The 24,707-nt window shown below is 70.5% G+C and carries 21 protein-coding genes and 1 pseudogene; 10 read left to right on the top strand and 12 right to left on the bottom strand.

The genetic code is table 11. The features are described from left to right. Nucleotides 1-99: 99 nt before the first annotated feature. Nucleotides 100-690, bottom strand: coding sequence for a TetR/AcrR family transcriptional regulator (locus ACIRP7_RS05780; protein WP_403654441.1), 591 nt, complete (start codon nucleotides 688-690; stop codon nucleotides 100-102). Nucleotides 691-1,149: 459 nt separating this feature from the next. Beyond that, a complete protein-coding gene (locus tag ACIRP7_RS05775) occupies nucleotides 1,150-1,617 on the bottom strand; it encodes a winged helix-turn-helix transcriptional regulator (protein WP_403654439.1) in 468 nt (155 codons plus the stop codon). 105 nt (nucleotides 1,618-1,722) lie between these two features. On the opposite strand from ACIRP7_RS05775, the gene ACIRP7_RS05770 reads away from it, so the two are divergent. Beyond that, a complete protein-coding gene (locus ACIRP7_RS05770; RefSeq protein WP_403654437.1) occupies nucleotides 1,723-2,223 on the top strand; it encodes a PaaI family thioesterase in 501 nt (166 codons plus the stop codon). Nucleotides 2,224-2,277: 54 nt separating this feature from the next. Then, nucleotides 2,278-2,733 carry a zinc-binding dehydrogenase gene (locus tag ACIRP7_RS05765; protein WP_403654435.1) on the top strand — a complete coding sequence of 152 codons (456 nt, stop codon included), beginning with the start codon at nucleotides 2,278-2,280 and terminating at the stop codon, nucleotides 2,731-2,733. Nucleotides 2,734-2,779: 46 nt separating this feature from the next. Here ACIRP7_RS05765 and ACIRP7_RS05760 read toward each other — a convergent pair whose 3' ends face one another. Beyond that, entirely contained in the window at nucleotides 2,780-3,796 is a 1,017-nt protein-coding gene (locus tag ACIRP7_RS05760) for an enoyl-CoA hydratase/isomerase family protein (protein WP_403654433.1), read from the bottom strand. A 212-nt stretch (nucleotides 3,797-4,008) separates the two neighbouring features. On the opposite strand from ACIRP7_RS05760, the gene ACIRP7_RS05755 reads away from it, so the two are divergent. The 4 genes and pseudogenes from ACIRP7_RS05755 to ACIRP7_RS05740 all read left to right on the top strand — a co-directional run bounded on the left by ACIRP7_RS05755 (nucleotide 4,009) and on the right by ACIRP7_RS05740 (nucleotide 10,014). Further along, a complete protein-coding gene (locus tag ACIRP7_RS05755) occupies nucleotides 4,009-6,312 on the top strand; it encodes a beta-L-arabinofuranosidase domain-containing protein (protein ID WP_403654431.1) in 2,304 nt (767 codons plus the stop codon). 240 nt (nucleotides 6,313-6,552) lie between these two features. After that, a complete protein-coding gene (locus ACIRP7_RS05750) occupies nucleotides 6,553-8,064 on the top strand; it encodes a glycoside hydrolase family 43 protein (RefSeq protein WP_403654429.1) in 1,512 nt (503 codons plus the stop codon). A gap of 51 nt (nucleotides 8,065-8,115) precedes the next feature. Further along, nucleotides 8,116-8,514: pseudogene (locus tag ACIRP7_RS05745) on the top strand (SDR family NAD(P)-dependent oxidoreductase); the annotation flags it as partial. Nucleotides 8,515-8,793: 279 nt separating this feature from the next. Then, nucleotides 8,794-10,014: a metallophosphoesterase gene (locus ACIRP7_RS05740; protein ID WP_403655116.1), complete on the top strand. Its 1,221-nt coding sequence runs from the start codon at nucleotides 8,794-8,796 to the stop codon at nucleotides 10,012-10,014. A 33-nt stretch (nucleotides 10,015-10,047) separates the two neighbouring features. On the opposite strand, the gene ACIRP7_RS05735 is transcribed toward ACIRP7_RS05740, so the two are convergent. The 7 genes from ACIRP7_RS05735 to ACIRP7_RS05705 form a co-directional block, all read right to left on the bottom strand. Then, the gene (locus ACIRP7_RS05735; protein WP_403654427.1) at nucleotides 10,048-10,452 is read right to left on the bottom strand and encodes an ATP-binding protein; all 405 of its coding nucleotides are present in this window, start codon (nucleotides 10,450-10,452) and stop codon (nucleotides 10,048-10,050) included. 209 nt (nucleotides 10,453-10,661) lie between these two features. Further along, on the bottom strand, nucleotides 10,662-11,672 hold the full coding sequence (gene ppk2 / locus ACIRP7_RS05730) for a polyphosphate kinase 2 (protein WP_403654425.1): 1,011 nt from the start codon (nucleotides 11,670-11,672) through the stop codon (nucleotides 10,662-10,664). Nucleotides 11,673-11,736: 64 nt separating this feature from the next. Continuing rightward, nucleotides 11,737-11,979: a DUF6411 family protein gene (locus ACIRP7_RS05725; protein ID WP_365463968.1), complete on the bottom strand. Its 243-nt coding sequence runs from the start codon at nucleotides 11,977-11,979 to the stop codon at nucleotides 11,737-11,739. Nucleotides 11,980-12,102: 123 nt separating this feature from the next. Continuing rightward, the gene (locus ACIRP7_RS05720) at nucleotides 12,103-13,866 is read right to left on the bottom strand and encodes a thiamine pyrophosphate-dependent enzyme (protein WP_403654423.1); all 1,764 of its coding nucleotides are present in this window, start codon (nucleotides 13,864-13,866) and stop codon (nucleotides 12,103-12,105) included. Between the two features lie 17 nt (nucleotides 13,867-13,883). Continuing rightward, a complete protein-coding gene (locus tag ACIRP7_RS05715) occupies nucleotides 13,884-15,467 on the bottom strand; it encodes an FMN-binding glutamate synthase family protein (protein ID WP_403654421.1) in 1,584 nt (527 codons plus the stop codon). Nucleotides 15,468-15,533: 66 nt separating this feature from the next. Next, on the bottom strand, nucleotides 15,534-17,513 hold the full coding sequence (locus tag ACIRP7_RS05710; RefSeq protein ID WP_403654419.1) for an amino acid transporter: 1,980 nt from the start codon (nucleotides 17,511-17,513) through the stop codon (nucleotides 15,534-15,536). 161 nt (nucleotides 17,514-17,674) lie between these two features. Further along, nucleotides 17,675-19,054, bottom strand: a complete 1,380-nt coding sequence (locus ACIRP7_RS05705; RefSeq protein ID WP_403654417.1) for a glycoside hydrolase family 43 protein — start codon at nucleotides 19,052-19,054, stop codon at nucleotides 17,675-17,677. A 254-nt stretch (nucleotides 19,055-19,308) separates the two neighbouring features. On the opposite strand from ACIRP7_RS05705, the gene ACIRP7_RS05700 reads away from it, so the two are divergent. The 3 genes from ACIRP7_RS05700 to ACIRP7_RS05690 all read left to right on the top strand — a co-directional run bounded on the left by ACIRP7_RS05700 (nucleotide 19,309) and on the right by ACIRP7_RS05690 (nucleotide 22,600). Further along, nucleotides 19,309-20,733, top strand: coding sequence for an amidase (locus tag ACIRP7_RS05700; RefSeq protein WP_403654415.1), 1,425 nt, complete (start codon nucleotides 19,309-19,311; stop codon nucleotides 20,731-20,733). Nucleotides 20,734-20,759: 26 nt separating this feature from the next. Further along, on the top strand, nucleotides 20,760-20,978 hold the full coding sequence (locus ACIRP7_RS05695) for a hypothetical protein (RefSeq protein ID WP_393597602.1): 219 nt from the start codon (nucleotides 20,760-20,762) through the stop codon (nucleotides 20,976-20,978). Between the two features lie 131 nt (nucleotides 20,979-21,109). After that, nucleotides 21,110-22,600 carry an SPFH domain-containing protein gene (locus ACIRP7_RS05690; protein ID WP_403654413.1) on the top strand — a complete coding sequence of 497 codons (1,491 nt, stop codon included), beginning with the start codon at nucleotides 21,110-21,112 and terminating at the stop codon, nucleotides 22,598-22,600. A gap of 49 nt (nucleotides 22,601-22,649) precedes the next feature. On the opposite strand, the gene ACIRP7_RS05685 is transcribed toward ACIRP7_RS05690, so the two are convergent. Continuing rightward, nucleotides 22,650-23,078 carry a hypothetical protein gene (locus tag ACIRP7_RS05685; protein WP_403654411.1) on the bottom strand — a complete coding sequence of 143 codons (429 nt, stop codon included), beginning with the start codon at nucleotides 23,076-23,078 and terminating at the stop codon, nucleotides 22,650-22,652. A 49-nt stretch (nucleotides 23,079-23,127) separates the two neighbouring features. Between ACIRP7_RS05685 and ACIRP7_RS05680 the strand changes: the two genes are divergently transcribed. Continuing rightward, the gene (locus tag ACIRP7_RS05680) at nucleotides 23,128-23,574 is read left to right on the top strand and encodes a type II toxin-antitoxin system PemK/MazF family toxin (RefSeq protein ID WP_352384534.1); all 447 of its coding nucleotides are present in this window, start codon (nucleotides 23,128-23,130) and stop codon (nucleotides 23,572-23,574) included. A 39-nt stretch (nucleotides 23,575-23,613) separates the two neighbouring features. Here ACIRP7_RS05680 and ACIRP7_RS05675 read toward each other — a convergent pair whose 3' ends face one another. Then, complete coding sequence (locus ACIRP7_RS05675; RefSeq protein ID WP_403654409.1) at nucleotides 23,614-24,471, bottom strand: TIGR02452 family protein; 858 nt, start codon at nucleotides 24,469-24,471, stop codon at nucleotides 23,614-23,616. Between the last annotated feature and the right edge of the window lie 236 nt (nucleotides 24,472-24,707).

Raw genomic sequence — 24,707 nt, 5'->3', positions numbered from 1 at the left:
CGACGACAAAAGCCATGTAGAGGTCGACGACTTTTAAAGTATGACCGTAATTTCATGTGGTGACAAGAGATGCGTCGCACACCACAATGATCCGCCGCGTCAGACGCGTTGCCCGGCGTCCAGTAGGGCGAGGACGTTGTTCACGCCCTGTTCGAGGAGTTCAGCGGCGAGCCGGCTGTCGGTCAAGGCGCGGGACAGCTGCAGCGTTCCAGCCATCAGACCGAGGAGGCTGAGCGCCTCCACACGGGCGGAGGAAGGGTTTTCGGGCGCGATGCGGGCTGCAATGCCCTCGACGAGAACCAGCACGCCGTCGGTGTATGCCTGCCTGGTCGCGTCGGCGCAGCGCCCGATCTCGTCGAGCAGGGCGGCGTTGGGACAGCCGTCGCCAAGCCTTGCGCGGTGCTGGGGCGAAAGGTAACCCCGCACGATCTGCTCGAGTCCGGCACGGCCGGGTGCGGCCTGCTCGACAACACTCTCGGCCTGCGCCTTCAACTGGTCGGCGATCGCCGTGGTGACGAGGTCTTCTTTCGATGCGAAGTGGGCGTAGAAGGCCCCGTTGGTGAGCCCCGCGTCCTTCATGAGGGTCGAGACCCCGGAGCCGTCGATACCGTCTTGCTTGAACCGGCGGCCCGCCGTCTCGATGATCCGCCGCCTCGTCTCCGACTTGTGCTCTTTTCCGTACCGCACCACAGCGCACGCTCCCTCGCCGACCCAGAGAGCCGGTTGTCCTTTACCGACCGCGCCAGTGTATGGTATTGCGAACGTAATCCAAAGAGGGGGCGTGCCCGCTCAGGACTGCGGCTGAGCGAAGAGCGTCGCGAGGTCGCCACCTTGAACATGCGGACCTCCAGCACCTTGATCGGTCGGCCGGCGCGGCGGAAGTCGGGTGGTGCCGTCGGCGACGTGATCGCGGAAGTCCGGCGCGTACAGGCGGGGTGCCGGCGCTCCGGTCGGCGTGGCCTTCCGGCGAGGAAGGCGGCCCCCTCGGCCGGTTTGAAGGCGTCGCCGTGCCGGCAAAGAAGGTGTCGCTGTGCCGGCAAAGGTGGGGGACACCCGGCGTCGGCATCCGCCGGACCCGATACCCGTCCCCGCCACGGAACCGCGACTGACGCCCACCGCCGCCTGGCCCGCCACCGCGAGGTCGACGGGTCACGACCGGAGGCGGGCGCCTGTTCCCAGCCGGGCGGTGACGTCGCGGGCGGTGAGAGCGGAGTGATCCGCGGAGCACTCGACGACGACGCGGACGGGGGCGTCGCACTCGGTGTGGCGCACGTCCAGAACGGGGCCCTCGGGACCGAGGGCATAGGTCTCGCCCCACTGGGTCAGCGCCATAAGGACGGGCCAGAGGTCCCAGCCCTTGCGGGTCAGGCGATATTCGTTGCGGGAGCGGCTGCCGGGCTCCTGGTAGGGGACGGTCCTGAGGATGCCGGCCGAGGTCAGCTTGCGGAGTCGGTCGCTGAGGACGGCCTCCGACAGGCCGATGTGACGGTGGAAGGCGTCGAAGCGGCGGACGCCGTTGACGGCGTCACGCAGGATCAGCAGCGTCCATTTCTCCCCGATCACGTCGAGCGTGCGCTGGACGGGGCAGTTCTCCGTGCTCGCCTCAAGCCACTCCATCCCGCCATCGTAGGGGGCCTGACTTCCCCATTGACAGTCAGTGGAGCACACATCTAGCTTCATTCGACAAAGCCAGCTGACAGTCGGAGCGAAGGGCGCCGGACCGTGGGGCGAACGCGTACGTATCAATGGGACGATCCCGCGATCGCGGCGGAGGCCGCCGGGCGCATGGCCGGCATCGACTTCCTGCGTGAGCTGATGGCGGGGCGGCTGCCGGCGCCGCCGATCAACTACACCGTCGACTTCACCCTGGACGAGGTGGAGCCCGGCAGGGCGGTCTTCTCGCTGACACCGGGCGAGGAGCACTACAACCCGATCGGCAGCATGCACGGCGGTGTCTTCGCCACGCTGCTCGACTCGGCGGCGGGCTGCGCCGTCCAGACCACGCTCCCGCAGGGGATGGCGTACACCTCGCTCGACCTGACCGTGAAGTTCCTGCGGCGGGTCACCGTGGAGACGGGGCCGGTGCGCGCCATCGGCACGGTCGTCAGCAAGGGCCGCCAAACCGCTCTCGCGCAGGCGCAGTTGGTCGACGCCACGGATCGACTGCTCGCCCACGCCACCAGCAGCTGCATGCTCTTCCCGGTCCCCGCACCCCGGGCGTGACTCCCACGCCTTGTCCGCCGAGCCCCGGCACGCGCGCGTCCGCGGCGCGGACAGGTGCCCGTTGCGCTTCCCGGACGGAGTGAGCACGCTCCGACAGACGCGGCCCTTGGGCTTCTGGCGCAACCCGCGCGGGGCTCCTCCACCAACCTCGATAAGTCGCTGACCGTGCTCAAGCCCGGCGGGCTGGCCATCAGTGTCGTCGGCCCGCCGGACGCGGGCTTCGCCGAGCAGCTCGGGACTCCCTCCTTCCTGGGCCTGGCCATGAGCGTGCTCAGTCGCAGGATCCGCAGGCAGGGGAAGGCGCTGGGCGTGCGCTACCAGTTCTTCTTCATGCAGGCCAACGGCTCCCAACTGCGCGAGCTCGGCGCCCTCTACGACAGCGGGAAGCTCCGCCCGGTCATCGACAGCACCTTCCCGTTCGACCGGACGCTCGAGGCGATGGCGTACGTCGAGCAGGGCCGCACCAAGGCCGGCAAGGTCGTCGTCTCGATGGTGCCCGGCAACGACTGATCGCCGGCGCCCGGCATCGACTGAGGCCCTGCCGACCGCAGGGCCCCTACGAGCCGTACGGCAGCGTCCCCGCGTCGAGCGACGCCCCTTGCCAGTGCGGTGTGCGGTCCTTGTCGACCAGGGCCGCGCGGACACCCTCCAGGAAGTCCGGCGTGCGGATGATGGTCCGCCCCAGGGCGAGTTCCGCGTCGAGGCACTCGCGCAACGTGCGCTGCCTGCCCCGGGCCAGCAGGGCGTGAGTGATCTCCAGGCTCTGCGGTGAGGCGGACTCCAGGGCGACCGACGTGGCCGCCGCCCACGGGGTGTCGAGGTGGCGCAGACGTTTCTCCATCTCGCTCAGGGTCGGCGCACCGAACACCCGGTCCACCTCCTCGCGCACCTCCGCCAGCCTGCTCTGCGCCACCGGGGAACGGCCGGCGAGGCGGTTCAGGACCACGTCCACCGGGTCGCCGGGACGGTCGGCCAGAGCGTCGCCGACCGCGTCGATGCGGTGAGTGGGGACGAAGTGCGTGGCCAGTCCCGTGTAGAGGGCGTCGGCCGCGTCGAGCCGGTGCCCGGTCAGTCCCAGGTACATGCCGATCGCTCCGGGCAGCCGTGGCAGGAAGTAACTGGCCCCGACGTCCGGGAAGAAGCCGATCCCGGTCTCGGGCATCGCCAGCGCCGCGCGCTCGGTGACGACGCGGAAGCCGCCGTGGACGGACAGGCCGAGGCCGCCGCCCATGCACAGGCCGTCGATGAGCGACACGACCGGCACGGGGTACTCGGCGATCCGGGCGTTGAGCCGGTACTCGGTGGCGAAGAACCGCTCACTGGCCCCGGCGTCCCCGGCGAGGCTGTGCTCGCGGATCGCGCGGATGTCTCCGCCCGCGCAGAACGCCTTCGGGTTGGTACTGGCGAGCACCACAGCGGACAGCGGTGCGTGTTCCCACCCGGCGAGGACACGGTCGATGGCGACGATCATGTCTGTCGTCAGGGCGTTGAGTGCCTTGGGCCTGTTCAGCAGGATGCGGCCGACGCCCCGGTGGACGTCGGCGAGAATCTCGGCCTCAGCGGTGTCGGTCATCGGTCGTCATCCCGTTTCCGCGCGAATCCGGCTGTCGTATGGGCGAGTGGGCACCTCAAGATCCTGACACAGGACCCGGAGCGCTCCACGAGCTCGTCGGCGGCCAAGGCGTTGCGATCGGTGACGGCATCGCGATTCCTGATCACGCACCATCAGTCGCGACGCTGTCCACCGCAGCGCGCAAGGTCATGTCGAAGGGACAACGAGCACCCATGCAGTCACTCCCCCGCAGCGCGGTACGTCTTCTCCCCGGCCCGTTCCTGGACGCGCAGGCCACCGCTCTGGATTATCTGCTGTCCCTCGACACCGACCGGCTCCTCGCGCCCCTGCGCCGCGAGGCGGGCCTGCCGGCGGTCGCCGAGTCCTACGGCAACTGGGAGAACTCGGGTCTCGACGGCCACACCGTCGGGCACGCACTGTCGGGTGCGGCTCTCATGAGCGCGGTGACCGACGATCCCCGGCCGAGGGCCATGGTGGAGCGGCTGGTTCAGGGGGTCGTCGAGTGCCAGGACGCCCTGGGCACCGGCTACGTCGGGGGCGTTCCCGACGGTGTTCGGCTGTGGCGGCGGGTGGCCACAGGACAGGTGGACCCGGACTCGTTCGTCCTCGGTGGCGCCTGGGTGCCGTGGTACAACCTGCACAAGCTCTTCGCCGGCCTGCTGGACGCCCACCGGCACGCCGGCTCGGACCTGGCCCTGGCCGCCGTACGACGGCTGGCCGACTGGTGGGACCGGGTGGCGGCGGGGATGGACGACGACACCCACGAGGCCATGCTCCGCACGGAGTTCGGTGGAATGTGCGAGGCGTTGGCGGACCTCGCCGACGTCACCGGCACGGACCGGTACGCCGCCCTGGCACGGCGCTTCCTCGACCGGTCCCTGCTGCAGCCCTTGCGTGAGCACCGAGACGTCCTCGACGGGATGCACGCCAACACCCAGATCGCCAAGGCCGTGGGGTACCAGCGGCTCGGGGAGGTCGTCGACGATCCCGGCCTGCGGGACGCCGCCCGGTTCTTCTGGCGGACCATGACGCGGCACCGGACCTTCTCCTTCGGCGGCAACTCCGTACGCGAACACCTGCATCCCCGCGACGACTTCGGCTCCGCCCTGGAATCGCCCGAGGGTCCCGAGACCTGCAACACCTACAACATGCTCAAGCTGAGCCGCGCCCTGTTCCTCGAAGAGCCGGACGCGGAGGTGCTCGACCACTACGAGCGCGCGACGGTCAACCACATCCTGTCGTCCCTGCACCCCAAGGGCGGGCTGGTGTATTTCACGCCCGTGCGACCCGGCCACTACCGCGTGGTGTCGACGCCCCAGAACTGCTTCTGGTGCTGCGTCGGCACCGGGCTGGAGAACCACGCGAAATACGGGGAGTTGGTGTACACCGCCGAGGACGGCGACCTGTTCGTCAATCTCTTCATCGCCTCCCGGCTCAGCCTGCCCGAGCGGAACCTGGTGCTCGAGCAGACCACGACGGCCCCCTACGACAGCGAGGTGCTACTCGCGGTCCGCAGTGCTCCCGCCACCCCCGTGGCGATCCACCTACGCGTCCCCGGCTGGCACGAAGGGCCGCCGCAGGTCCGTGTCAACGGCACACCGGCCGAGGGGGGACCCGCCCCGCTCACGACGCGCCGCGGGGAAGGCGGACGGCCCCTGACCTACGTGCGTCTGGAGCGGCAGTGGCGTGCAGGGGACACGATCACCATGCGCCTTCGCCCGCGTGTCAGCGCGGAACTGCTCCCCGACGGCTCGCCGTGGGTGTCGTTCCGCTACGGTCCCACCGTGCTCGCGGCCGAGGGCGACCGGGGTGACCTGGTCGGACACTTCGCCGACGACTCCCGGATGGGACACGTCGCCGGCGGCCCGTTGCGCCCCCTGGAGCACCTGCCCGTCGTGCTCGCCCGCAGCACCTCCGAGCTGGCGGCCGGTGTGCGCCGACTCGCCCCGGACCGGCCGGCGTTCGCCCTGGAGCACGTGGACGCACGACCTGGTGAGTCCGTCGTTCTCGTCCCGTTCGCCGGCATCCATGAATCCCGCTACGTTCTCTACTTCCCCGTGGCGGAACCGGAACGGCTCCAGGAGCGGCGGGCGGAGCTGCGCAAGGCCGACGAGGCGGCACTGACCCTGTACGACCGCACGGTCGACGCCGTTGCCGCGGGCGAGCAACAGCCGGAGAGCGACCACCGGTTCGAGGGGCAGGACACCTGGTCGGAGCTCACCGACGGGGTGAGGTGGCGGGCCGCCACCGGATGGTGGTCCTACCGTCTGACCGACCACGCCGGCGCCGCCACCGGTCTGCAGGTGATCCTCCTTCCCTCAGCGGGAGCCGGGCCGACCCGCGTCCTGGTCGACGGGCAGGTGCTGGACACGCTCACGCCCGAGGCCGAGACCGAGGAAGTCTCCCGAGTGCTCCCGCTCCACGCGGATCGTCCCGCCGGGCCCGTCGAGGTGCGCTTCGAAGCGGTCGGTCCGGCGGCCACCATCCGGCTGCGCGAAGTACGCCTCGTGCGCTGACCTGGCTGTCGAAGCGCATCAACGCTCGCTGTCGCCCCTGCTGACGCGCGATTTTCCCTGATCAAGAAACTTTCGCTCTGCCGTTGCTCTTGTTCCGCAAGAAACACGTCCGTTAACTTCCCCTACAAGTGAAGCGCTTCGACACTGCGCAGGGTCACGCGAGCGGTCACACCGACAAGCGCACCGAGCCGGACGCTCGCTGAGCGCTCTGCCGTTCACTCGACGAAAGGACGACCGAGGGTGCCCCCTCCAACCCCTCCCGCCCGCGCCGCCAACCCCGTGCTCCCCGGGTTCCACCCCGACCCGAGCATCTGCCGTGTCGGCGACGACTACTACCTCGCCTGCTCAAGCTTCGAGTACTTCCCCGGCGTACCCCTCTTCCACAGCCGTGACCTCGTGCACTGGCGGCAGATCGGCAACGCGCTGGACCGGCCGGAGCAGTTGCGTCTGCCCGCATCCATGACGTCCTCGGGCGGCATCTACGCCCCCACCCTGCGCCACCACGACGGCCGTTTCTGGCTGATCGTCACCAACTGCAGCGAGGGCGGCGGCAACCTCGTCGTCACGGCCACCGACCCGGCCGGCCCCTGGTCGGATCCGGTCCCGGCGCCGGGCGTGCCCGGGATCGATCCCGACCTGGCCTGGGACGAGGACGGCACCTGCTGGTGCACGGTCGCCGGGGTGTCGCAGGTCCGCCTCGACCCGGCCACCGGTGAGACGTACGGAACCCCCCGCAAGCTCTGGTCCGGCGGCCCCGGCGCGAAGGCTCCGGAGGCGCCGCACCTGTACCGGATCGGCGACTACTGGTACCTGCTCATCGCCGAGGGCGGCACCGAGCGCGGCCACGGCGTGTCGATCGCCCGCGGCCGCACACCCCAGGGCCCGTTCGAGGCGTGCCCCGCCAACCCGGTCCTCACCCACCGCGGCACCGACCACCCCGTGCAGAACACCGGCCACGCGGACCTGGTCCAGGCGCCCGACGGCTCCTGGTGGATGGTCTTCCTCGGCGTACGGCCACGCGGCGGCACTCCCGGCTGGCACGTGCTCGGCCGGGAGACCTTCCTGGCACCGGTGACCTGGGAGGACGGCTGGCCGGTCGTCGGCGAGGTCACCCTGGAGCCGCCCGAGCTCCCCTGGCCGCTCTCCCCCGCGCCCGCCGAGGAACGGCGCGACGACTTCGAACTCGGCGAGCTCGGACCGGCCTGGATATCCGTGCGGGACCGCGACCCCGAGCTCTGCACCGCCAAGGAGCGCCCCGGATGGCTGACGCTCCGCGCTCGGGGCGGCTCCCTGGACGAGCCCGACGTGGTGTTCACCGGCCGGCGCCAGCAGCACCTCACCTGCCGGGCCCGCACCCTCGTCGACCCGGAGCAGGGCCGCGGCGGCCTCGCCGTCCGGCTGGACGAGCGGCATCACTACGCGATCGAGGCGTCCGGGACGGACGTACGGGTGATCGCGCGCGTCGGCTCCCTGCGCACGGTCGTGGCCGAGGGCTCCGTGCCCGCCGGACCCCTGGTCCTCGCCGTCACGATCAGCGACCCACCGCCTCCGCACGGACCGTGCACCGGACCCGACGTCGTCTCCCTCGGCATCGAACGACCCGACGGCAGCTTCACCGAGTTCGCGTCCTTCGACGGCCGCTATCTGTCGACCGAGGTCGCCGGCGGCTTCACCGGCCGGGTCATCGGCATGTACGCCGCCGAAGGCACCGTCCACTTCGACTGGTTCGACTACGAGCCTCTCGAAGGCTGAACCGGCCCAAGGGCACGACCGACCGAGAGGGACGACATATGAAGGACAGCCCTGATCTCCCGCAACCGTGACAAGCTCGACGGTCTCGTCGGCAAGCTCGGCGCCCAGGGCATCACCGCCGCCGCCTTCCCCGCGGACGTCCTCGACCGCGACGCGCTCACCCGGGCACTCACGGACGCCGCCGCACGGTTCGGCGGGATCGACATCCTGGAGTACTCCCCGGTGGGGACGTTCGCCTCCACTGCTCTGACCACTCCGGCCGAGACCGAGCCGTCCCATGTGCAGCACGAGATCGAGTTCCAGCTCTACGGCGCCATCAACGCCACCAAGGCGGTGCTGCCGGCGATGCGGGAGGCCGGCGCGGGCACGCTGCTCTACACCACCGGAGCGGGCTCCATCGACCCCGTCCCCCAGGTCGGGAACGTCAACGCGGCCGCCGCCGCGCTGCGCAACTGGGCGATCAACCTCCACAAGGAGCTGGACGGCACCGGCGTCCAGGCCGCCCACGTCGGCATCGACGTGTCGATCGGCACGCCGGCCGTCCCCGGCTTCCCGACGGCACAGCCGGAAGAGATCTCCCCCCGTCCACTGGGAGCTGCACACCACCCGGCGCGACCAGGCCGAACTCGTGTTCAGCCGCTGACGCCGCACATCCAGGTCACGAAAGGGAAGCGGCGTTCGATCGTACGATTGGTTGCCCTACGGCAGTCCGGTGAGAGAGAGCAAGCCGTGACCGACACCAGCAACACCCGGCCCGCCGACCGGGAAGCGCAAGCTCCGCGGCAGAGCCGACTGCTCCGCCTGATGCGCTACCTCCCCCTGATCGCCCCCGTCCTGCTGTGGGCCGTGCCCTGCTGGGTGCTGCTGTACACCGGCCAGCATTGGCCGCTGCCCGTGCCCCTGGCCGGCACCGCCCTGTTCGTTCTCGGCCTCGCCGGTATGCCGCTCGCGATGGCGCGCGGCCATGGCCGGCGCCAGCAGGACCGGGCGGCGATCCTCGGCGACACCCTGCTGGGCGCCAGTTGGGTCCTGTTCACCTGGTCCGTTCTGCTCGGCGTCTTCCTGCGGCTCGCTCTGACCGTGGCCGGCGTCGGCGAGAGTCAGGACCGGGCCCGAACCGTCACCTGGGCCGTCCTCGGCGTGACCGCCCTCCTGCTCGTCTGGGGCTACGCCGAGGCCCGCCGTGTGCCGCGGGTGCGCCGACTCGACGTACGACTCCCGCGGCTGGGTGCCGGGTTGGACGGCCTGCGCGTCGTCCTCATCACCGACACCCACTACGGCCCGCTCGATCGCGCCCGCTGGTCGGCACGGGTGTGCGAGACGGTGAACACTCTGGAAGCGGACGTGGTCTGCCACACCGGCGACATCGCGGACGGCACGGCCGAACGGCGCCGCGCGCAGGCCACCCCGCTCGGGACCGTGCGGGCCACCCTGGCCCGTGTCTACGTCACCGGCAACCACGAGTACTACAGCGAGGCGCAGGGCTGGGTCGACCTGATGGACGAGCTGGGCTGGGAGCCGCTGCGCAACCGCCATCTGCTGCTCGAACGCGGAGGCGACGCCCTCGTGGTCGCCGGCGTGGACGACGTCACCGCCGAGTCCTCGGGCCTGGCCGGTCACCGCGCCCACCTCGACGGAGCCTTGAACGGCGCCGACCCCGACCTGCCCGTCCTGCTCCTGGCCCACCAGCCCAAGTTCGTCGACCGGGCGGCGGCCGCCGGCATCGACCTCCAGCTCTCCGGCCACACCCACGGCGGCCAGATCTGGCCCTTCCACCACCTGGTCCGCATCGACCAGCCCGCCCTCGCCGGCCTCAGCCACCACGGCACCCGCACCCTGCTCTACACCAGCCGCGGCACCGGGTTCTGGGGCCCGCCGTTCCGCGTCTTCGCCCCCAGCGAGATCACCCTGCTCGTGCTCCGCTCCCCTTACCCGGCCCCTGCGCCGTAGCACTGGGCGGGCCGGCACGACCGCCCGGTGAGCTCAGGGTGTGAGGCCGAGTTCGACCCAGACGGTCTTGCCGGGGTTGCGTGGCGTGACGCCCCAGCGGAGGGCGATTCGTTCGAGGAGCTGGAGGCCGAAGCCACCGGGCTCGGTGTTCCGGGTGGTCCTTCTGCGGGGCCGGCGGTCGCTGTGATCACTGACGGCGATACGCAGCAGTCGGCCGTTCCAGGTGAGCCGGACCAGAGGTGGGCCGGTGCCGTGGCGGATGGCGTTCGTGATCAGCTCCGAGACGAGCAGTTCGGTGGTCTGGATCATCGAGTGCCTGCGCAGCGGTCCGCCGAAGCCTTCCACGCAGTCGCGGGCCCAGCGCCGGGCGGCGGCAATGCTCGCCGTGACCGCGGGGAAACGCGACTCGCAGGTCAGGGGTGTCGGTTCGCCGTTCACCAGGTTCCTCCAGCCGGGGCGCCCTGTGCCGCTGGTCGGTGGCCGACTGACGCGGTGCACGGTCGACGCCGACCATCTGCCGGGTACCCACGCCCGTCCCGTGAACCGCGTCTGTCGCGCGAACCGACCGCTCGGCTCTCCGGGTACCGGTACGCACGCGACGGCGAGCTCGGCACGGCAGCACCGCACGCGAAGCCCGACGTCGTGGATCAGCGCTGCTCGTCGGCCGCCCTGGCCGGGTGGTTGCCGGGACCGTGGCCGGACCCGGTCAGGGGGGTCGGGGAGAGGTCGGTGGGTTCCTCACCGGCCTCCAGCAGCGTGTTCGCGGCGCCCACGATCAGTGGGTCGGGCTTGCCCACGGCCGCGTGATCCTTCGTGGGATAGTCGCAGCGGTCCAGGAGGCTGCGCATCGCCTCCAGCCGACCGCGGCGTTTGTCGTTGTTCTTCACCACGGTCCACGGGGCGTGGGGAGTGTCCGTCGCCCGGAACATGTCGACCTTGGCCGCGGTGTACTCGTCCCACAGGTCGAGCGAGGCGAGATCCGTCGGGGAGAGCTTCCAGCGGCGTACGGGGTCGACCGTGCGGATCGCGAAACGGGTCCGCTGCTCGGCCTGGGACACCGAGAACCAGAACTTCACCAACAGGATGCCGTCCCGGGTCAGCATCTCCTCGAACAGCGGGGCCTGCTCCAGGAAGGTGCGGTACTCCGCCTCGGTGCAAAAGCCCATCACCCGCTCGACGCCGGCCCGGTTGTACCAGGACCGGTCGAAGAAGACGATCTCGCCACGGGACGGCAGATGCGCCACATAGCGCTGGAAGTACCACTGACCCGCTTCCCTCTCGGTCGGCTTCTCCAGTGCCACGACGCGGGCGCCTCGCGGGTTGAGCCGCTCGGTGAACCGCTGGATCGTGCCACCTTTGCCGGCCGCGTCACGGCCCTCGCAGAGCACGACCACCCGCTGGCCGGTCTCCTTCACCCAGCGCTGCATCTTCAGCAGCTCGACCTGCAGAACGCGTTTGGTCCTCTCGTACTCGGACCTCTTCACCTTCCGGTCGTACGGGTAGTTCTCCAGCCACGTGTCCACCGGACTGCCGTCCGCGTCCAGGAGGATCGGTTTCTCCGGCCGGCGTTCGTCCACACGGAGGCCGTCGAGCAGGTCCGCCTCGACCCGGGCCCCGTCGTCCTCGTCCGGCCGGGTCTTGTCGTCGTGCTCCGACATCACCAATCTCCTGAATCATCCTCGTGTGCCGCCACCGGACGGCCGTTGCGACGGACCGCAGTCCTCAGAACGGAAGGCGGCCTCGCGCCCGGCGGCCGGCGGAGCCGCTGCGACCGACCGCGCGGGAGCTGGAGCTGAAGGGTTTGCTCAGCAGCCGCCCGAGGACCCCGGGCGCCTTGGACCCGGCCCGCGAGCCGGCCCCGAGGCCACGCTGGGCACCGTTCTGCGGATGCCGGGAAAGGCGCGGCAGGAAGAAGGCCAGCACGGCCAGGAGGACACATGCGGCGATGACAACGGCGATGACCATCAAGGGCTCCGGGGTCGGTGGGAATTCGCTCTTCTCCGCTTCTGCTGGACCGCGTGCCCCGTCCACCCACAATCACGCCGCACCGGTTTCTTCCCGGTCGGTTCACCCACCTTCGGGACCGTCTCAGTGCGTGCTGTCGTCACCGTGGCTGCGCACGATCTCCTTGACCTTGGCCACGGCGAAGCCCCAGCCCTGCTCGACGGTCGGCTTGGCCGGCACCGCGATCTCGTCCGGGTTGGTGAGCACGTCGAGCAGCACGGGACCGGGGGTGTCGAAGGCGCGGCGTACGGCCTTCTCCAGGTCGGCGGGGTCGGTCACGCGGATTCCGGCGATGCCCATGGCGGTGGCTACGGCGGCGAAGTCGGGGTTGTCCAGGACGGTGCCGAACTCCGGCAGCCCGACCTGTTCCTGTTCGAGTTTGACCATGCCCAGGCGGCGGTTGTCGAAGACGACGAGCTTCACGGGGAGCTGGTGCGTCTTCAGTGTCATGAGGTCGCCGAGGAGCATGCTCAGCCCGCCGTCCCCGCAGAAGGCCACGATCTGCCGCTCGCGGTCCAGGCACTGGGCGCCGAGCGCCTGCGGCATCGCGTTGGCCATGGAGCCGAGGTTGTAGGAGCCGATGAGCCGCCGCTCGCCCCGCATCTCGACGAACCGCGAGAGCCACACCGTAGCCATGCCCGTGTCGGAGGTGAAGACGGCGTCGTCGTCGGCGAGCCGGTCCACCACGGCCGCCAGCGCCTCCGGCCGGATGTCGTGGGTGCGGTTGTCGAGGGAGGAACGCACACGGCCGAGCAGGCCCCTGTCGTGTGCGGGATCGGCCAGCCGTGCCTGGCCCTCGCGCCAGTGCTCGAAGCGCTCACGTGCCTTCTCCAGGTGCGAGCGGTCCCGCGCACCGTCCGTCCCGGCGGGCGCGGCGGCGAGGTGGGTGAGGAGGTCGCGAACGGTCACGCCCGTGTCGCCGACGAGGCCGACGTCGACCGACACGCGCCGCCCGATGTGGGCGGGCTCGGTGTCCACCTGGATGACGGTCTTCCCCTCCGGATACCAGTCCCGGTAGGGGAAGTCGGTTCCCAGGAGCAGCAGGGTGTCCGCGTCCTGCAGGGCCGAAGCGGCGGCCGGGTTGCCGATCAGCCCGGTCTGGCCGACCTGGAACGGATTGGTGTCGCCCTCGAAGCCCTCCTTGGCCTTGAGGGTGAGCACCATGGGTGCGGCCAGCCGGTCGGCGAGGGCCAGCACGTCCTCGCGCGCGCCGCGCGCGCCCCGTCCGACGAGCAGCGTGACCCGTTCGGAGCGGTCCAGGAGTTCGGCGGCCCGCCGTACGGCGGATTCCTCGGGCCGGCTGAGCGGGGCGTTCAGGGAGAAGCGGGCCGGGCGGTCCGAGGTCAGTTCGCGCTCGCCCAGGTCGCCGGGCACGGTCAGGACCGCGACGCCCTTGCGGCCGAGGGCGTGGCGTACCGCTGTCTCGAGCATCTGCGGCAGCTGGTCGGGAGAGGTGATGGTCGCGCGGAAGACGGCCACGTCCGAGAAGAGCGCGTCGTTGTCGACTTCCTGGAAGTAGTCGGTACCGAGTTCGGCGAGCGGTACCTGCCCGGCGATCGCCAGGACGGGGGTGTGGCTCTTGGCCGCGTCGTACAGACCGTTGAGCAGGTGGACGGAACCGGGTCCGACCGTGCCCATGCAGACACCGAGGGTGCCCGAGAGCTGCGACTGGGCGCTCGCGGCGAACGCCGCTGCCTCCTCGTGCCGGCAACCCACCCACTCCAGGTTCTCGGTCGTGCGGATGGCGTCCGTCAGGGGGTTCAGCGCGTCTCCCACGACGCCGAACACCTGGTGCACGCCGAGTTCGCTCAGTGCGTCCACGATGACGCGGGCGACGGTGCGGGCCACGTGAGTCCTCCGGTTTTTCAGACGGTGAATCGGTCGGGATCGGCGGCGGTCCAGTCGGCCGCCCAGGCGGCAGGCGGCTCGGCGAGCAACTGCCCCGGTTCGAGCCACTCGTACAGCTCCTCGTAGGAGCACTCGGTGTAGGGATCGATGCGCCGGCGCAGCATGTGCGGACGCAGGTCGGCGGGATCGGTGACGCCCATGGATGCCATGAGCTGCAGGGCGCTGGCCACGGTCGCCTCCTGGAAGCGCTGGACGCGCGGCGTCTTGTCACGGACGTCGAGGGCGCGGGCGCGTCGGGGGTCCTGGGTCGTCACCCCGGTGGGGCAGGTGTTGGTGTGGCAGCGCTGGGCCTGGATGCAGCCGACGGCGAACATCATCGCCCGCGCCGCGTTGCCGTAGTCGGCGCCCTGCACCAGGCGTTTCACCAGATCGGTGCCCGTGGCGATCTTGCCGCTCGCTCCGATCCTGATCCGGTCGCGCAGGCCCGCGCCGACGAGGGCGTTGTGCACGGTGAGCAGGCCCTCGGTCAGCGGCGTTCCCACGTGGTCGGCGAACTCCAAAGGAGCGGCTCCGGTGCCGCCCTCGCCACCGTCCACGATGATGAAGTCGGGGGCCGTGCCCTCCGCCAGCATCGCCTTGCACACGGCGAGGAACTGCCGGCGCGAGCCCACGCACAGTTTGAATCCGGTCGGCTTGCCACCGGAGAGCTCACGCATCCGGGCGATGAAGCGGACGAGTTCGCGCGGGGTGGAGAACACCTTGTGGTACGGCGGCGAGATCACCGTCCGCCCCTCGGGCACGTCCCGTACCTTCGCAATCTCGGCGTTGACCTTCGCCCCCGGCAGGACTCCGCCGATGCCCGGTTTGGCGCCCTGCGAGAGCTTCAGGGACACACACTTGACGTGATCGTGAGCGGCCTTGTCGGCGAACTCGGCGGGGTCGAAGTCACCGTCCGGGGTACGGCAGCCGAAGTAGCCGGTGCCGATCTCCCAGACCAGATCCCCACCCGGCTTCAGGTGGTACTCCGACAGGCCGCCCTCCCCCGTGTCGTGGGCGAAACCCCCGGCCGCCGCACCGCCGTTGAGGGCGAGGATCGCGTTGGACGACAGCGAGCCGAAGCTCATCGCCGACACGTTCAGCAGTGCCATGTCGTAGGGGCGGGCGCAGTCGGGTCCGCCGATCCGCACCCGCGGAGGCGTCTTCGGCACCGGGCACGGCGCCATCGACGGCACCAGGAACTCGTAGCCGGGCAGATAGACGTCCCGTTCGGTGCCGTACGGCTGCTCGGCGTCGGTGCCCTTCGCCCGCTCGTAGACGATGGTGCGGACATCCCGGTCGAAGGGACGACCGTCGAAGTTCCGCTCGATGAAGTACTGCTGCAGCTCCGGGCGGATCCGCTCCAGAAGGAAGCGGGCATGGCCCAGGACGGGATAGTTGCGCAGCACCGAATGCCGGCGCTGCAGCAGGTCCGCCGCACCCAGCAGACCCAGCAGGGTGAGCGGTACGGCGGCCGCCCACCACCAGGGCGAGAGGCCGACCGCGGCAACAACCGCCACCATGCCGGCGGCCAGAGCGAGGACGACGATCGCGATGCGTTTCACTCCTCGCTCATTGCCCTGCGTCAGCTGTCCAGTCCTGCCCTTTCGTCAAGAAACCTGCAAGACGTGTCAGCCTGCGACGTGGATGCCGGGGCGGCGGGTGGGGTCGGGCTGGTGCCGGCGGATGATCTCCCGGGTGACGGGGGCCGTGTCTCCGCGTCCGAGGAGGAAGTAGCGGAACATGTGAGTCAGAGGGCTTCCCTCCGCCCAGGCGAAGTAGCAGTGCGGCTGGACGCCGGTGGTGTCGTGGAGGGTGAGAAGGATCGCGGCGATGGCGTTCGGAGCCGCGGGCGCTTCGGCTCGCAGGATCCGGTGCCCGTCGACTTCGACGCCGTGGACGGTGAGGGTTTCGCTGAAGTCGGAAGGGTCGACGACGTCGATCTCCAGGAACAGGATGTCGGCGAGGCCGGGCACCGGGTTGATGGCACGCTGTTCGCGTTCCTTGTCGGCGTACTCGGCGCCGTCCCCGGCCTCGCGGCGGTTGGCGACGATGTTGATGGCGTTGTCGTGGGCGAGGGTGTCCCTGATGAACTGGCGGGCGGCCTCGTCGAACACGATTTTGTCCGCGCGCAGTTCGGTGGTGCGTGAGATGCGGGACACCAGCGAGATGATGATGATGCCGACGATGAACATCGCGGAGATGGTGATGCCGTCCGGCTTGTCGACGATGTTGGCCACCAGCGCGTAGAGCAGCACCGCGGTGAGCGCGGCGAATCCCACGCACAGGGTGCGTTGGCGGCGGCGCAGCGCGGAGACGGTGACGGCGAAGGCCCCGGAGACCATCATGGCGAGGATGCCGGTGGCGTAGGCGCCGGCCTGGGCGTCGATGTCGGCGTCGAAGGCGATGGTGATGATGACGCACAGAACCGTGTAGACCAGGACGACGGGGCGCACCGCGCGACCCCATTCGGGGGCCATGCCGTAGGCGGGGAGATAACGCGGGACGATGTTGACCAGTCCGGCCATCGCGGAGGCGCCCGCGAACCAGAGGATCAGAATGGTGCTGATGTCGTAGGCGGTGCCGAAGGCTTCTCCGACGTGTTCGTGGGCCAGCCAGGCCAGAGCCCGGCCGTTGGCCGCACCGCCCGCCTCGAACTCCTTGTGCGGGATGAGGACGGTGGTCACGAAACTGGCGGCGAGCAGGTAGACGCTCATGATGAGCGCGGCCGTGGTGAGCAGTCTGCGGGCGTTGCGGATGCGGGCCTTGAGCCGCTGCTCGGCGGTCTCGCCCTCGGCGGAGATGAGCGGCATCATGCTCACCCCGGTCTCGAAGCCGGACAGGCCCAGCACCAGCAGCGGGAAGGCCAGCAGCGCGGGCTCGACCAGGTCACCGAACCCGCGGCCTTCGGTGAGTGCGCCGGTCCAGGCCGAGAAGGCGTCCGGGCTGGTGAACACATCCACCAGGCCGACGCCGATGGTCACCGCGTTGAGCGCGAGGAAGACGGCGACCAGAGGGATGGCCACGCTCACCGCTTCGCTGAACCCGAGCAGGAAGACCCCGCCGAGGAGCACGAGGAGCGCCACGGTGATGACGACCTCATGTCCTTGCAGAGCATGCGGGGCGTAGGAACTCTCCACCAGATGTACGGAGGCGTCGGCCGCGGAGAGGGTGATGGTGATGATCCACGAGGTCACCACGAACCCGAGCAGGACCAGGACGAACAGTTTGCCCCGCCAGAAGGGCAGCAGGTCCTCGAGCATCGCCACCGATCCGGCCCCGTGCGGACTCTCGCCGGCCACCCGCCGGTACATCGGCAGCATCCCCACCAGGGTCAGCAGCACGAGCAGAAGCGTGGCCAGCGGCGAGACCGCACCGGCCGCGAGCGCGGCGATCGCCGGAACGTAGGCCAGGCTGGAGAAGTAGTCGACGCCGGTCAGGCACATCACCTTCCACCAGGTGTGAGACTCCCCGGCGCCTGCCTCCGCCGCCGGGTTGACCGCCTGCACCCGGTGTCGCAGCAACCACTGTCCCAGAGCGCCACTTTGGCGCCCCGTTGTGCCGGGATCCTCCACCACGTCCACAGCGGCCAGATCGTCCACGTCGGTCATGTCCCCCCACACCCTTCGCCCCGCCCAGCATGCTGGGCCCCACAGCCCGCAACGATCACCGAGTATGCGGCCTCCGGCAACCTTCTCCCTACCAGGGGCGGAAACACGCGCGTCGTTCCGGGAGGAGCCCCGCCGCTGACCCAGGCCGGCAGCGGTGCAGCTCAGCCCCAGGCCGCCACCGGCACGAACGAGCTGTCCTGCCGGAACAGATCCGTCCCCGCCGTCCGCTCCAGCCGGAGCTGGTAGTTGTAGTGGCGAAGGTAGTACCCGGGATAGTTGTACGACTCCCAGCGGATCGCGCCCGAGGACGTGCCCGTGCGGGCGATGAACGTCGCGTCCTTGGCGAAGGTCGACGTGCCGTCGTTGGCGTCGAAGCGGCCGCGGAAGTCCCAGTGGCGCAGGTAGTTGCCGGAGGAGTCGCGGAAGGAGTAGCCGCCCAAGTCGGCGAGGCCCGCGACGACCGTGAAGGTGGACGCCGTCTTTTCGGCAGCCGTGCTGGAGCCGGTCACCACCGGGAGGTTGAGCAGCGAGGACTGGGTCTGCCAGTACCGCGTGGAGTAGTTGGCCGACCGGAAGGAACGCGTGACGTTCTTGGCGAGCGAGGGGCCGCCGGAGACCGTCTCCTTGATGACCGTGAAGTGGCGGGCGGTGCCGGAGACCACCGGCAGCGCGGTCGGGGCCGACCAGCTCGCGAAGGTGTTGTAGCTGTCGCTGTAGTAGTAGTTCCCGTCGCCGTAGCCGTCGAAGAAGATCCGCCAGCCGCCGTTGTCGAGCTGGATCACGGACGGGCCCTCGCGGTAGCTGCCCCAGCCGGCCCAGTCGCCGGTCCTGGAGATCGTGTAGGGGCCGGTCAGGGACGACGCCGTCGCGTACTCGATGTACTTCGTCGTCTCGTTCTTCGTGAAGGCGTGGTAGGTCGAGCCGCTCTTCACGATGTACGTGTCGATGTGGTTGGGGCCGATCCCGGCCAGGGCGACCGGTGAACTCCAGGCCGTCAGGGCGGAGTTGGTCGCCTTCAGGCGGTACGGCGTGAAGATCCACTCGTCGCTGGTGAGCGAGCAGGACACGATGACGTTCACGCTGCCGTCGCTGTCGACGAACCACTCCGGTGCCCACGCGCGGGACAGATTGGCGAGGGGGACCGTGTAGTCGTACAGGAAGGTCCAGTTGGCCCGGTCGGAGCTGCGCGCGAAGCCGATCGTGGTGCTGACGTCCTGCCAGGTGTGGGTCGTGTACGTGAGGTAGTAGTAGCCGTCGGCGTGCTTGAAGACGCTGGCGTCGCGGATCCTGTTGCTGGGCGGCGTGTAGGCGGAGGACTTGAGCAGCCGGAAGTCCGTGGCGTCGTCGGACTGGTAGACGTTCACGGTGCCGTCGTTGCCGTTGAGGAACGGCACGATCGTGTAGCGGGTCGCGGAACCGCTCGGCGGGGCGGCGGCGAAGGCCGCGCCGGGCAGTTCGCCCAGCAGGACGGCGGAGGCAGGCAGGGCCGCCATCGCGCGCAGCAAGGTGCGGCGGGACGGCGTGCGGGGACGTGTGGTCACGGCGGCTCTCCCTGGGGCAAGGACACAACGCGGCTCGATATGTCCGACATACCGAACGAGGTTCGGAAAGTCGATCAGAAGGTAGGGCTGTGACCCGAACGCGTCAATGCTTTGCGCATGACCTGGTGAGCGCTGTGAGATGGCTGTGGAGCCTGCCGAACAGCCGCTGCCGCCGGGGATACGTTCCGGCGAAGCGCTTTCCGACGTTACCGTTCGGTAGGCAAGGTCGTCCCGGACTCCCGGAGGTGCCCCGTATGACGTACGACCGTTCCGCAGGCCTGGTGGAAACCGCCCGCGCGCTGGCCGACGGCACGATCACCTCCCGGGCACTCGTCGAGCAGACCCTGGCGCGGATCGAGGCCTCCCAGGGTCCGCTCAACGCCTTCCGGATCGTCCGGACGCGCGCCGCCCTCGCCGAGGCTGAGGCGGCGGACGCCCAACTGGCCGCCGGTGTACGGAAACCACTGCTCGGAGTGCCCGTCGCCGTCAAGGACGACATGGACGTGGCCGGTGAACCCACCGCGTTCGGCTGTCAGGGGGAGTATCCGGCGGTCGCCCGGGACGGAGAGGCGGTACGGCGGTTGCGCGCGGCCGGGGCCGTGATCGTCGGCAAGACCAACACCTGCGAGTTCGGGCAGTGGCCGTTCACCGAGGGCCCGGCCTTCGGCGCGACCCGCAATCCATGGAGCCCGGAGCACACGCCGGGCGGCTCGTCCGGCGGGTCCGCCGCGGCCGTCGCCGCAGGTCTGGTGCCCGCCGCGCTCGGCTCGGACGGGGCCGGTTCGGTACGGATCCCCGCCTCCTGGACCCACCTCGTCGGCATCAAGCCGCAGCGCGGCCGCATCTCGACCTGGCCGCGCGGCGAGTCCTTCCAGGGCATCACGGTCAACGGCACGCTGGCCCGCACGGTCGCCGACGCGGCCCTCCTGCTCGACGCGGCCGCCGGCAACCATCCCCTGGACCCGCATCGCCCGCCTGCCGTCGACGCCTCCGCGGCGGTTGGCCGCGACCCCGGCCGGCTGCGTATCGCGCTCGCCCTGAAGCCGCCGTTCACCGCACTGCCCGCCCGGCTCCAGCCGGAGGTACGGGCGCGGGTCGTCGAACTCGCCGAGAAGCTGAGCGCGTTGGGGCACCTGGTCGAGGAGGCCGATCCGCCGTACGGACAGATCGGGCTCACCTTCATCCCACGCGCCACCGCCGGTATCGCCGAACGGGTCCGCGAGGCGCCCTTCCCCGCGCTCCTGGACCGCCGCACCCGGGACGCGGCCCGGCTCGGCGGACTGCTCGGCGGAGTCCCGCTCAGGGCGGCGCGGCGCGCGGAGGCGGTCCTGCACCGCCGGATCGGCGGCTTCTTCACGTCGTACGACATCGTCCTCGCCCCGACCACGGCCGCTCCCCCGCCGCGCATCGGGGCGATGCTGGAGCTGAGCGGGCTGGCCACCGACCGGGCGATGATCGCGGCCTGTCCTTACGCCTGGCCGTGGAACGTGCTGGGGTGGCCCGGGGTCAATGTGCCCGCCGGGTTCGTCGGCGGCGGACTGCCCGTCGGCGCCCAGTTGCTCGGACCCGCGAACAGTGAACCGCTTCTCCTGTCGCTGGCGGCGCAGTTGGAGGACGCGCTGCGCTGGCACGAGACGTGGCCGCCCCAGGAGGCGGCCGTGGATTCCCCGGCCGTCTGACCGCGTTCCGCCCGTACCCTGTGACCATGGACGATGCGTCGATGGTCGGGCTCATGGGGCGGGTCACGGGGACGATCGGGCCGGGGCTCGTCGGCGAGGTGATCGTCCGGGTGCGGGGCGGCGCCGAGCACTTCCTCGCCTACCCGGCCACCGCCACGGACCGGATCGAGCGGGGCACCGTGGTGATGGTGGTGGAGTACCTGCCGCCGAGGACGGTCTACGTGCAGTCGGCGTACGACAGTTGAGCCTGCTCACGCGCAGGTGAGAGGCGTGTATCAAGGTTTCGACAAGGATCCGCCGGCGTCTTCACCACGGCCTCGAACAGGCGCACACTCCCTTCGTTCGGTGCCGAAAGGGCACCATGCAAAGGGGGCGTATGCCGATGGTTGTCGGCGTCGTTGCGGGGGTGGCCGTAGCTGCCATCGCCGTTCTGATCGGTCTGTTCAAGCTCATGTGGCGTGTCGCGGAACCCAACGAGGCACTGATCATCTCGGGGTCCAACCACAAGACCGAGGGTCTTGAGGCGGGCATGGGATTCCGCATCGTCACCGGGCGCGGCACGCTGGTGCTGCCCGGTGTGCAGGCGGTGCGCAAGCTCTCGCTCGACCTGAACGAGACCGAACTGCACGTGGACTGCGTGACCCACCAGGGCATTCCGCTCAAGGTGCGGGGCGTGGTCATCTTCAAGGTCGGCGACGACTTCGTGTCGATCGCCAACGCGGGGCGTCGCTTCCTCGACCAGCAGAAGCTGATGTCCGAGCGGGTGCACAACGTGTTCGCCGGTCATCTGCGGTCCATCGTCGGCGGGTTGACCGTCGAGGACATGATCCGCGACCGGGAGAAGCTCACCGGGCAGACCCGGGCCGCCTGCGGCACGGAGATGGAGAAGCTGGGTCTGATCGTGGACTCGCTGCAGATCCATGAGATCGAGGACCCGACCGGGTACATGCAGAACCTGGCGATGCCGCACGCGGCCGCCGTCCAGCGGGACGCGCGGATCGCGCAGGCGGAGGCGAACCGGCTGGCCACCGAGGCCGAGCAGCAGGCGTACGCCCGGATGGCGCAGGCCACCCGGGACAGCGAGATCCTCCAGGCCGGCTACCAGGCCGAGCGGGACAAGGCGGGCGCCAAGGCACGCCAGGCCGGTCCGCTCGCCGACGCCGCGGCCCGCCAGGAGGTCGTGGTCCAGGAGACCCGGATCGCCGAACTGGAGGCGAACCGGCGGGAACAGCAGCTCCAGGCGGACGTCCGCAAGCCGGCGGACGCCAAGGCCTACGAGAAGCGCACGCTCGCCGAGGCCGAGCGCGACGCGCGGATCTCCGCGGCCGAGGCCAAGGCGAAGGAGACGGAGCTCGCCGCGGCCGCCGAGGCCACCCGGGTCAAGACGGCCGCGGGTGCCGAGGCCGAGGCGACCAAGGCCCGCGGTACCGCCATGGCGGCCTCCACCCGGGCCACCGGTGAGGCGGAGGCCGCGGCGGCTCAGGCCAAGGGTCTCGCGGAGGCCGCGGCGGCCAGGGCGAAGGGTCTCGCGGAGGCGGAGGCCATCAAGGCCCGCGCCGCCGCCCTCGCCGAGAACCAGGAGGCGGTCGTCGCCCAGCAACTCGCCGAGAACTGGCCGGAGATCGTCAGGGCCGGCGCGTCCGCGTTCGGCAACGCCGACAACATGGTGATCCTCAACGGCGCCGACGGTATGGCGGACATGTTCGCCAAGGCGCTCACCATGGGCGGCACCGGTCTGGGTCTGGCACGTCAGCTGCTGGCGTCGATGAACCAGACCGGGCAGAGCGTCAACGGCACTTCGCTCAACGGGGTGGCGTCGCCGCCCTCCCAGAAGGTGCCGGTCCAGAAGGTGCCGGTCCAGGAGTAACGGGCGGGCCGGCCGGGGTCCTTGCAGAAAGGGGCCCCGGCCGGCCTGTTCACAGCGCCGACAGCGTGACGCCCAGGCCGAGCAGCGCGACGACCTTGGCCGCCTCGAAGGCGACGTAGAGGAGGTGTCCGCGCGAGCGGGGCAGGTCCTCGCCGGCCAGGACGCGGTCGGAGCGGCGGTTCAAGCGGGGGCGGATCAGCGCCAGTTGGACGATGAGCACGACCACCGCTGCCGCGGTCCAGGCGAGGACGCGCCCCGGTGCGTCACCGGCGGCGACCGCGCCGACCACCGCGGCGGCCAGGACGCACTCCACGAGGTTCAGGGCCCGGAAGACCAGGCGCCCGATCCCCAGACCGATCCGGACACTCACGTCCGGGGCGCGGAACTTCAGCGGCGCCTCCAAGAAGGAGATCGCCAGCACCATCCCGAGCCACACGAAGGTGACCGCGCTCGCCGTCGCGGCCGAGGTTGCGTTCATCCGATCGACCGTACCCCCCGCCCGGTTCGGGACGCCTTAAGGTTCCCCCGTGACTGCGTTTACCGATGAGAACGTCCCCGGCCGCTTCGGCGCCACCGCCACCGCCGAGACCGACCCGCGCCAGGTCGGCCGGGTGCGCACCGAGTACTCCCCCGCGCACGACGGCGACCCCGACCCCGGGGAGATCGTGTGGACCTGGGTGCCCTTCGAGGAGAACGACGGACGCGGCAAGGACCGTCCCGTGCTCGTGGTCGCCCGGGAGGCGGCCGGCACCTTCCTCGCCGTCCAGCTGTCGAGCAAGCGGCACGACGGGGACCGGGAGTGGGTGCCGATCGGCAGCGGCCCCTGGGACCGGACCGGACGGGACTCCTGGGTGGACGTCGACCGTGTCCTGCGGCTGCACGAGGAGGGCATGCGCCGGGAGGCCTGCGCGCTGGACCGGGGGCGGTTCAACCTGGTCAGGCAGCGGCTGCACGAGCGGTACGGCTGGACCTGACGGCTGACCCCGACCGGGTACCGCCGACCCCGACCGGCGCTACGGCTGAACCTGGCGGTTAACTCTTTCGGAGCAACCGACTGGCCGCTCTGTCATGAACGTCCGTTCGAACGCCGCTCGCACCACCTCGTCCCGCGTCCGGTCCAGCACCCCGAACACCACGCGCTCGAAGGCACCGCGGAACCGTCCGCCGGGCCCGAGGAGCGTCCGGAACGCCCCCGCCACCTGCGCGGGGTCGTTCTGGAAGACCCCGCAGCCCCAGGCGCCCAGCACCAGCCGTCGGTAGCCCTGCGTCACGGCCACCGACAGGACCTGCTCGGCGCGTGCCGCGAGGGCCGGCGGCAGCTCGGCGACCCGCTCGGGCGCCGTCCGCCGCACCACCCCGGCGTTCGGGGCGGCCGCCGTCAGGAACCCCACGAGGTACGCCGACTCCAGCAGACGGCCGTCGTCGTCCCGGAACACCGGTACGGTCGGCGAGTGGATGACGCGGTCCGTGTAGAACGGGTCGCGGTGGGCCCGGTGATGGTCGTAGAACGCGCGAGCCCGCAACTGGCAGGTGTAGAGCGCCGAGGCGCGGCACAGGGCCTCTTCCTGGGCCTGGGCGCCGTTCAGGTAACCGCCGCCCGGATTGCGGGCCGAGGCGAAGTTCAGCACGGCCGTCCGGCCGCCCAGCCGACGGGCCGCTTCGAGGCTGCTCTCGCCCGTGACCTCCACGCACGTGTCCACGGCAGCGAAGGCGGGCACCTGCACGGGTTCCGGTCCGTACATCCGCGTCCCCGCCCGCGCCGCCTCGATCGCGGCGGTCAAGGAGACCTCGCGTCCGTCCGGTGCGCGATAGTGCCCCGCCGCGACGATCCGTTCCGTCTCCCGCGCGAGCCCGCGCAGACGCGCGCTCATGGCGCCACCCCCGTAAGCGCCATGACCGCACGCCGCGCGGTCTCCCCCGTCGTGCCCATGCAGGAATGGTCGGTGATGCGGGGGATGTGGTGCAAACGAGTTTTCGACGGTGGGCACAACCGGAAAACACCTTGAAAACCCTGGGAAACGGAGATCCACAGCCCCTAATGCGAGGAAGCGCCCCCTTGTGCGGAACGAGATGAGGGTCTTGGGTGGAACGAGCGTTGCCGGTCCGA

This window comes from Streptomyces sp. NPDC102270 (genome assembly GCF_044766405.1).
Classification (GTDB): Bacteria; Actinomycetota; Actinomycetes; order Streptomycetales; family Streptomycetaceae; genus Streptomyces.
This window is presented reverse-complemented; position numbering and strand designations above follow the sequence as displayed.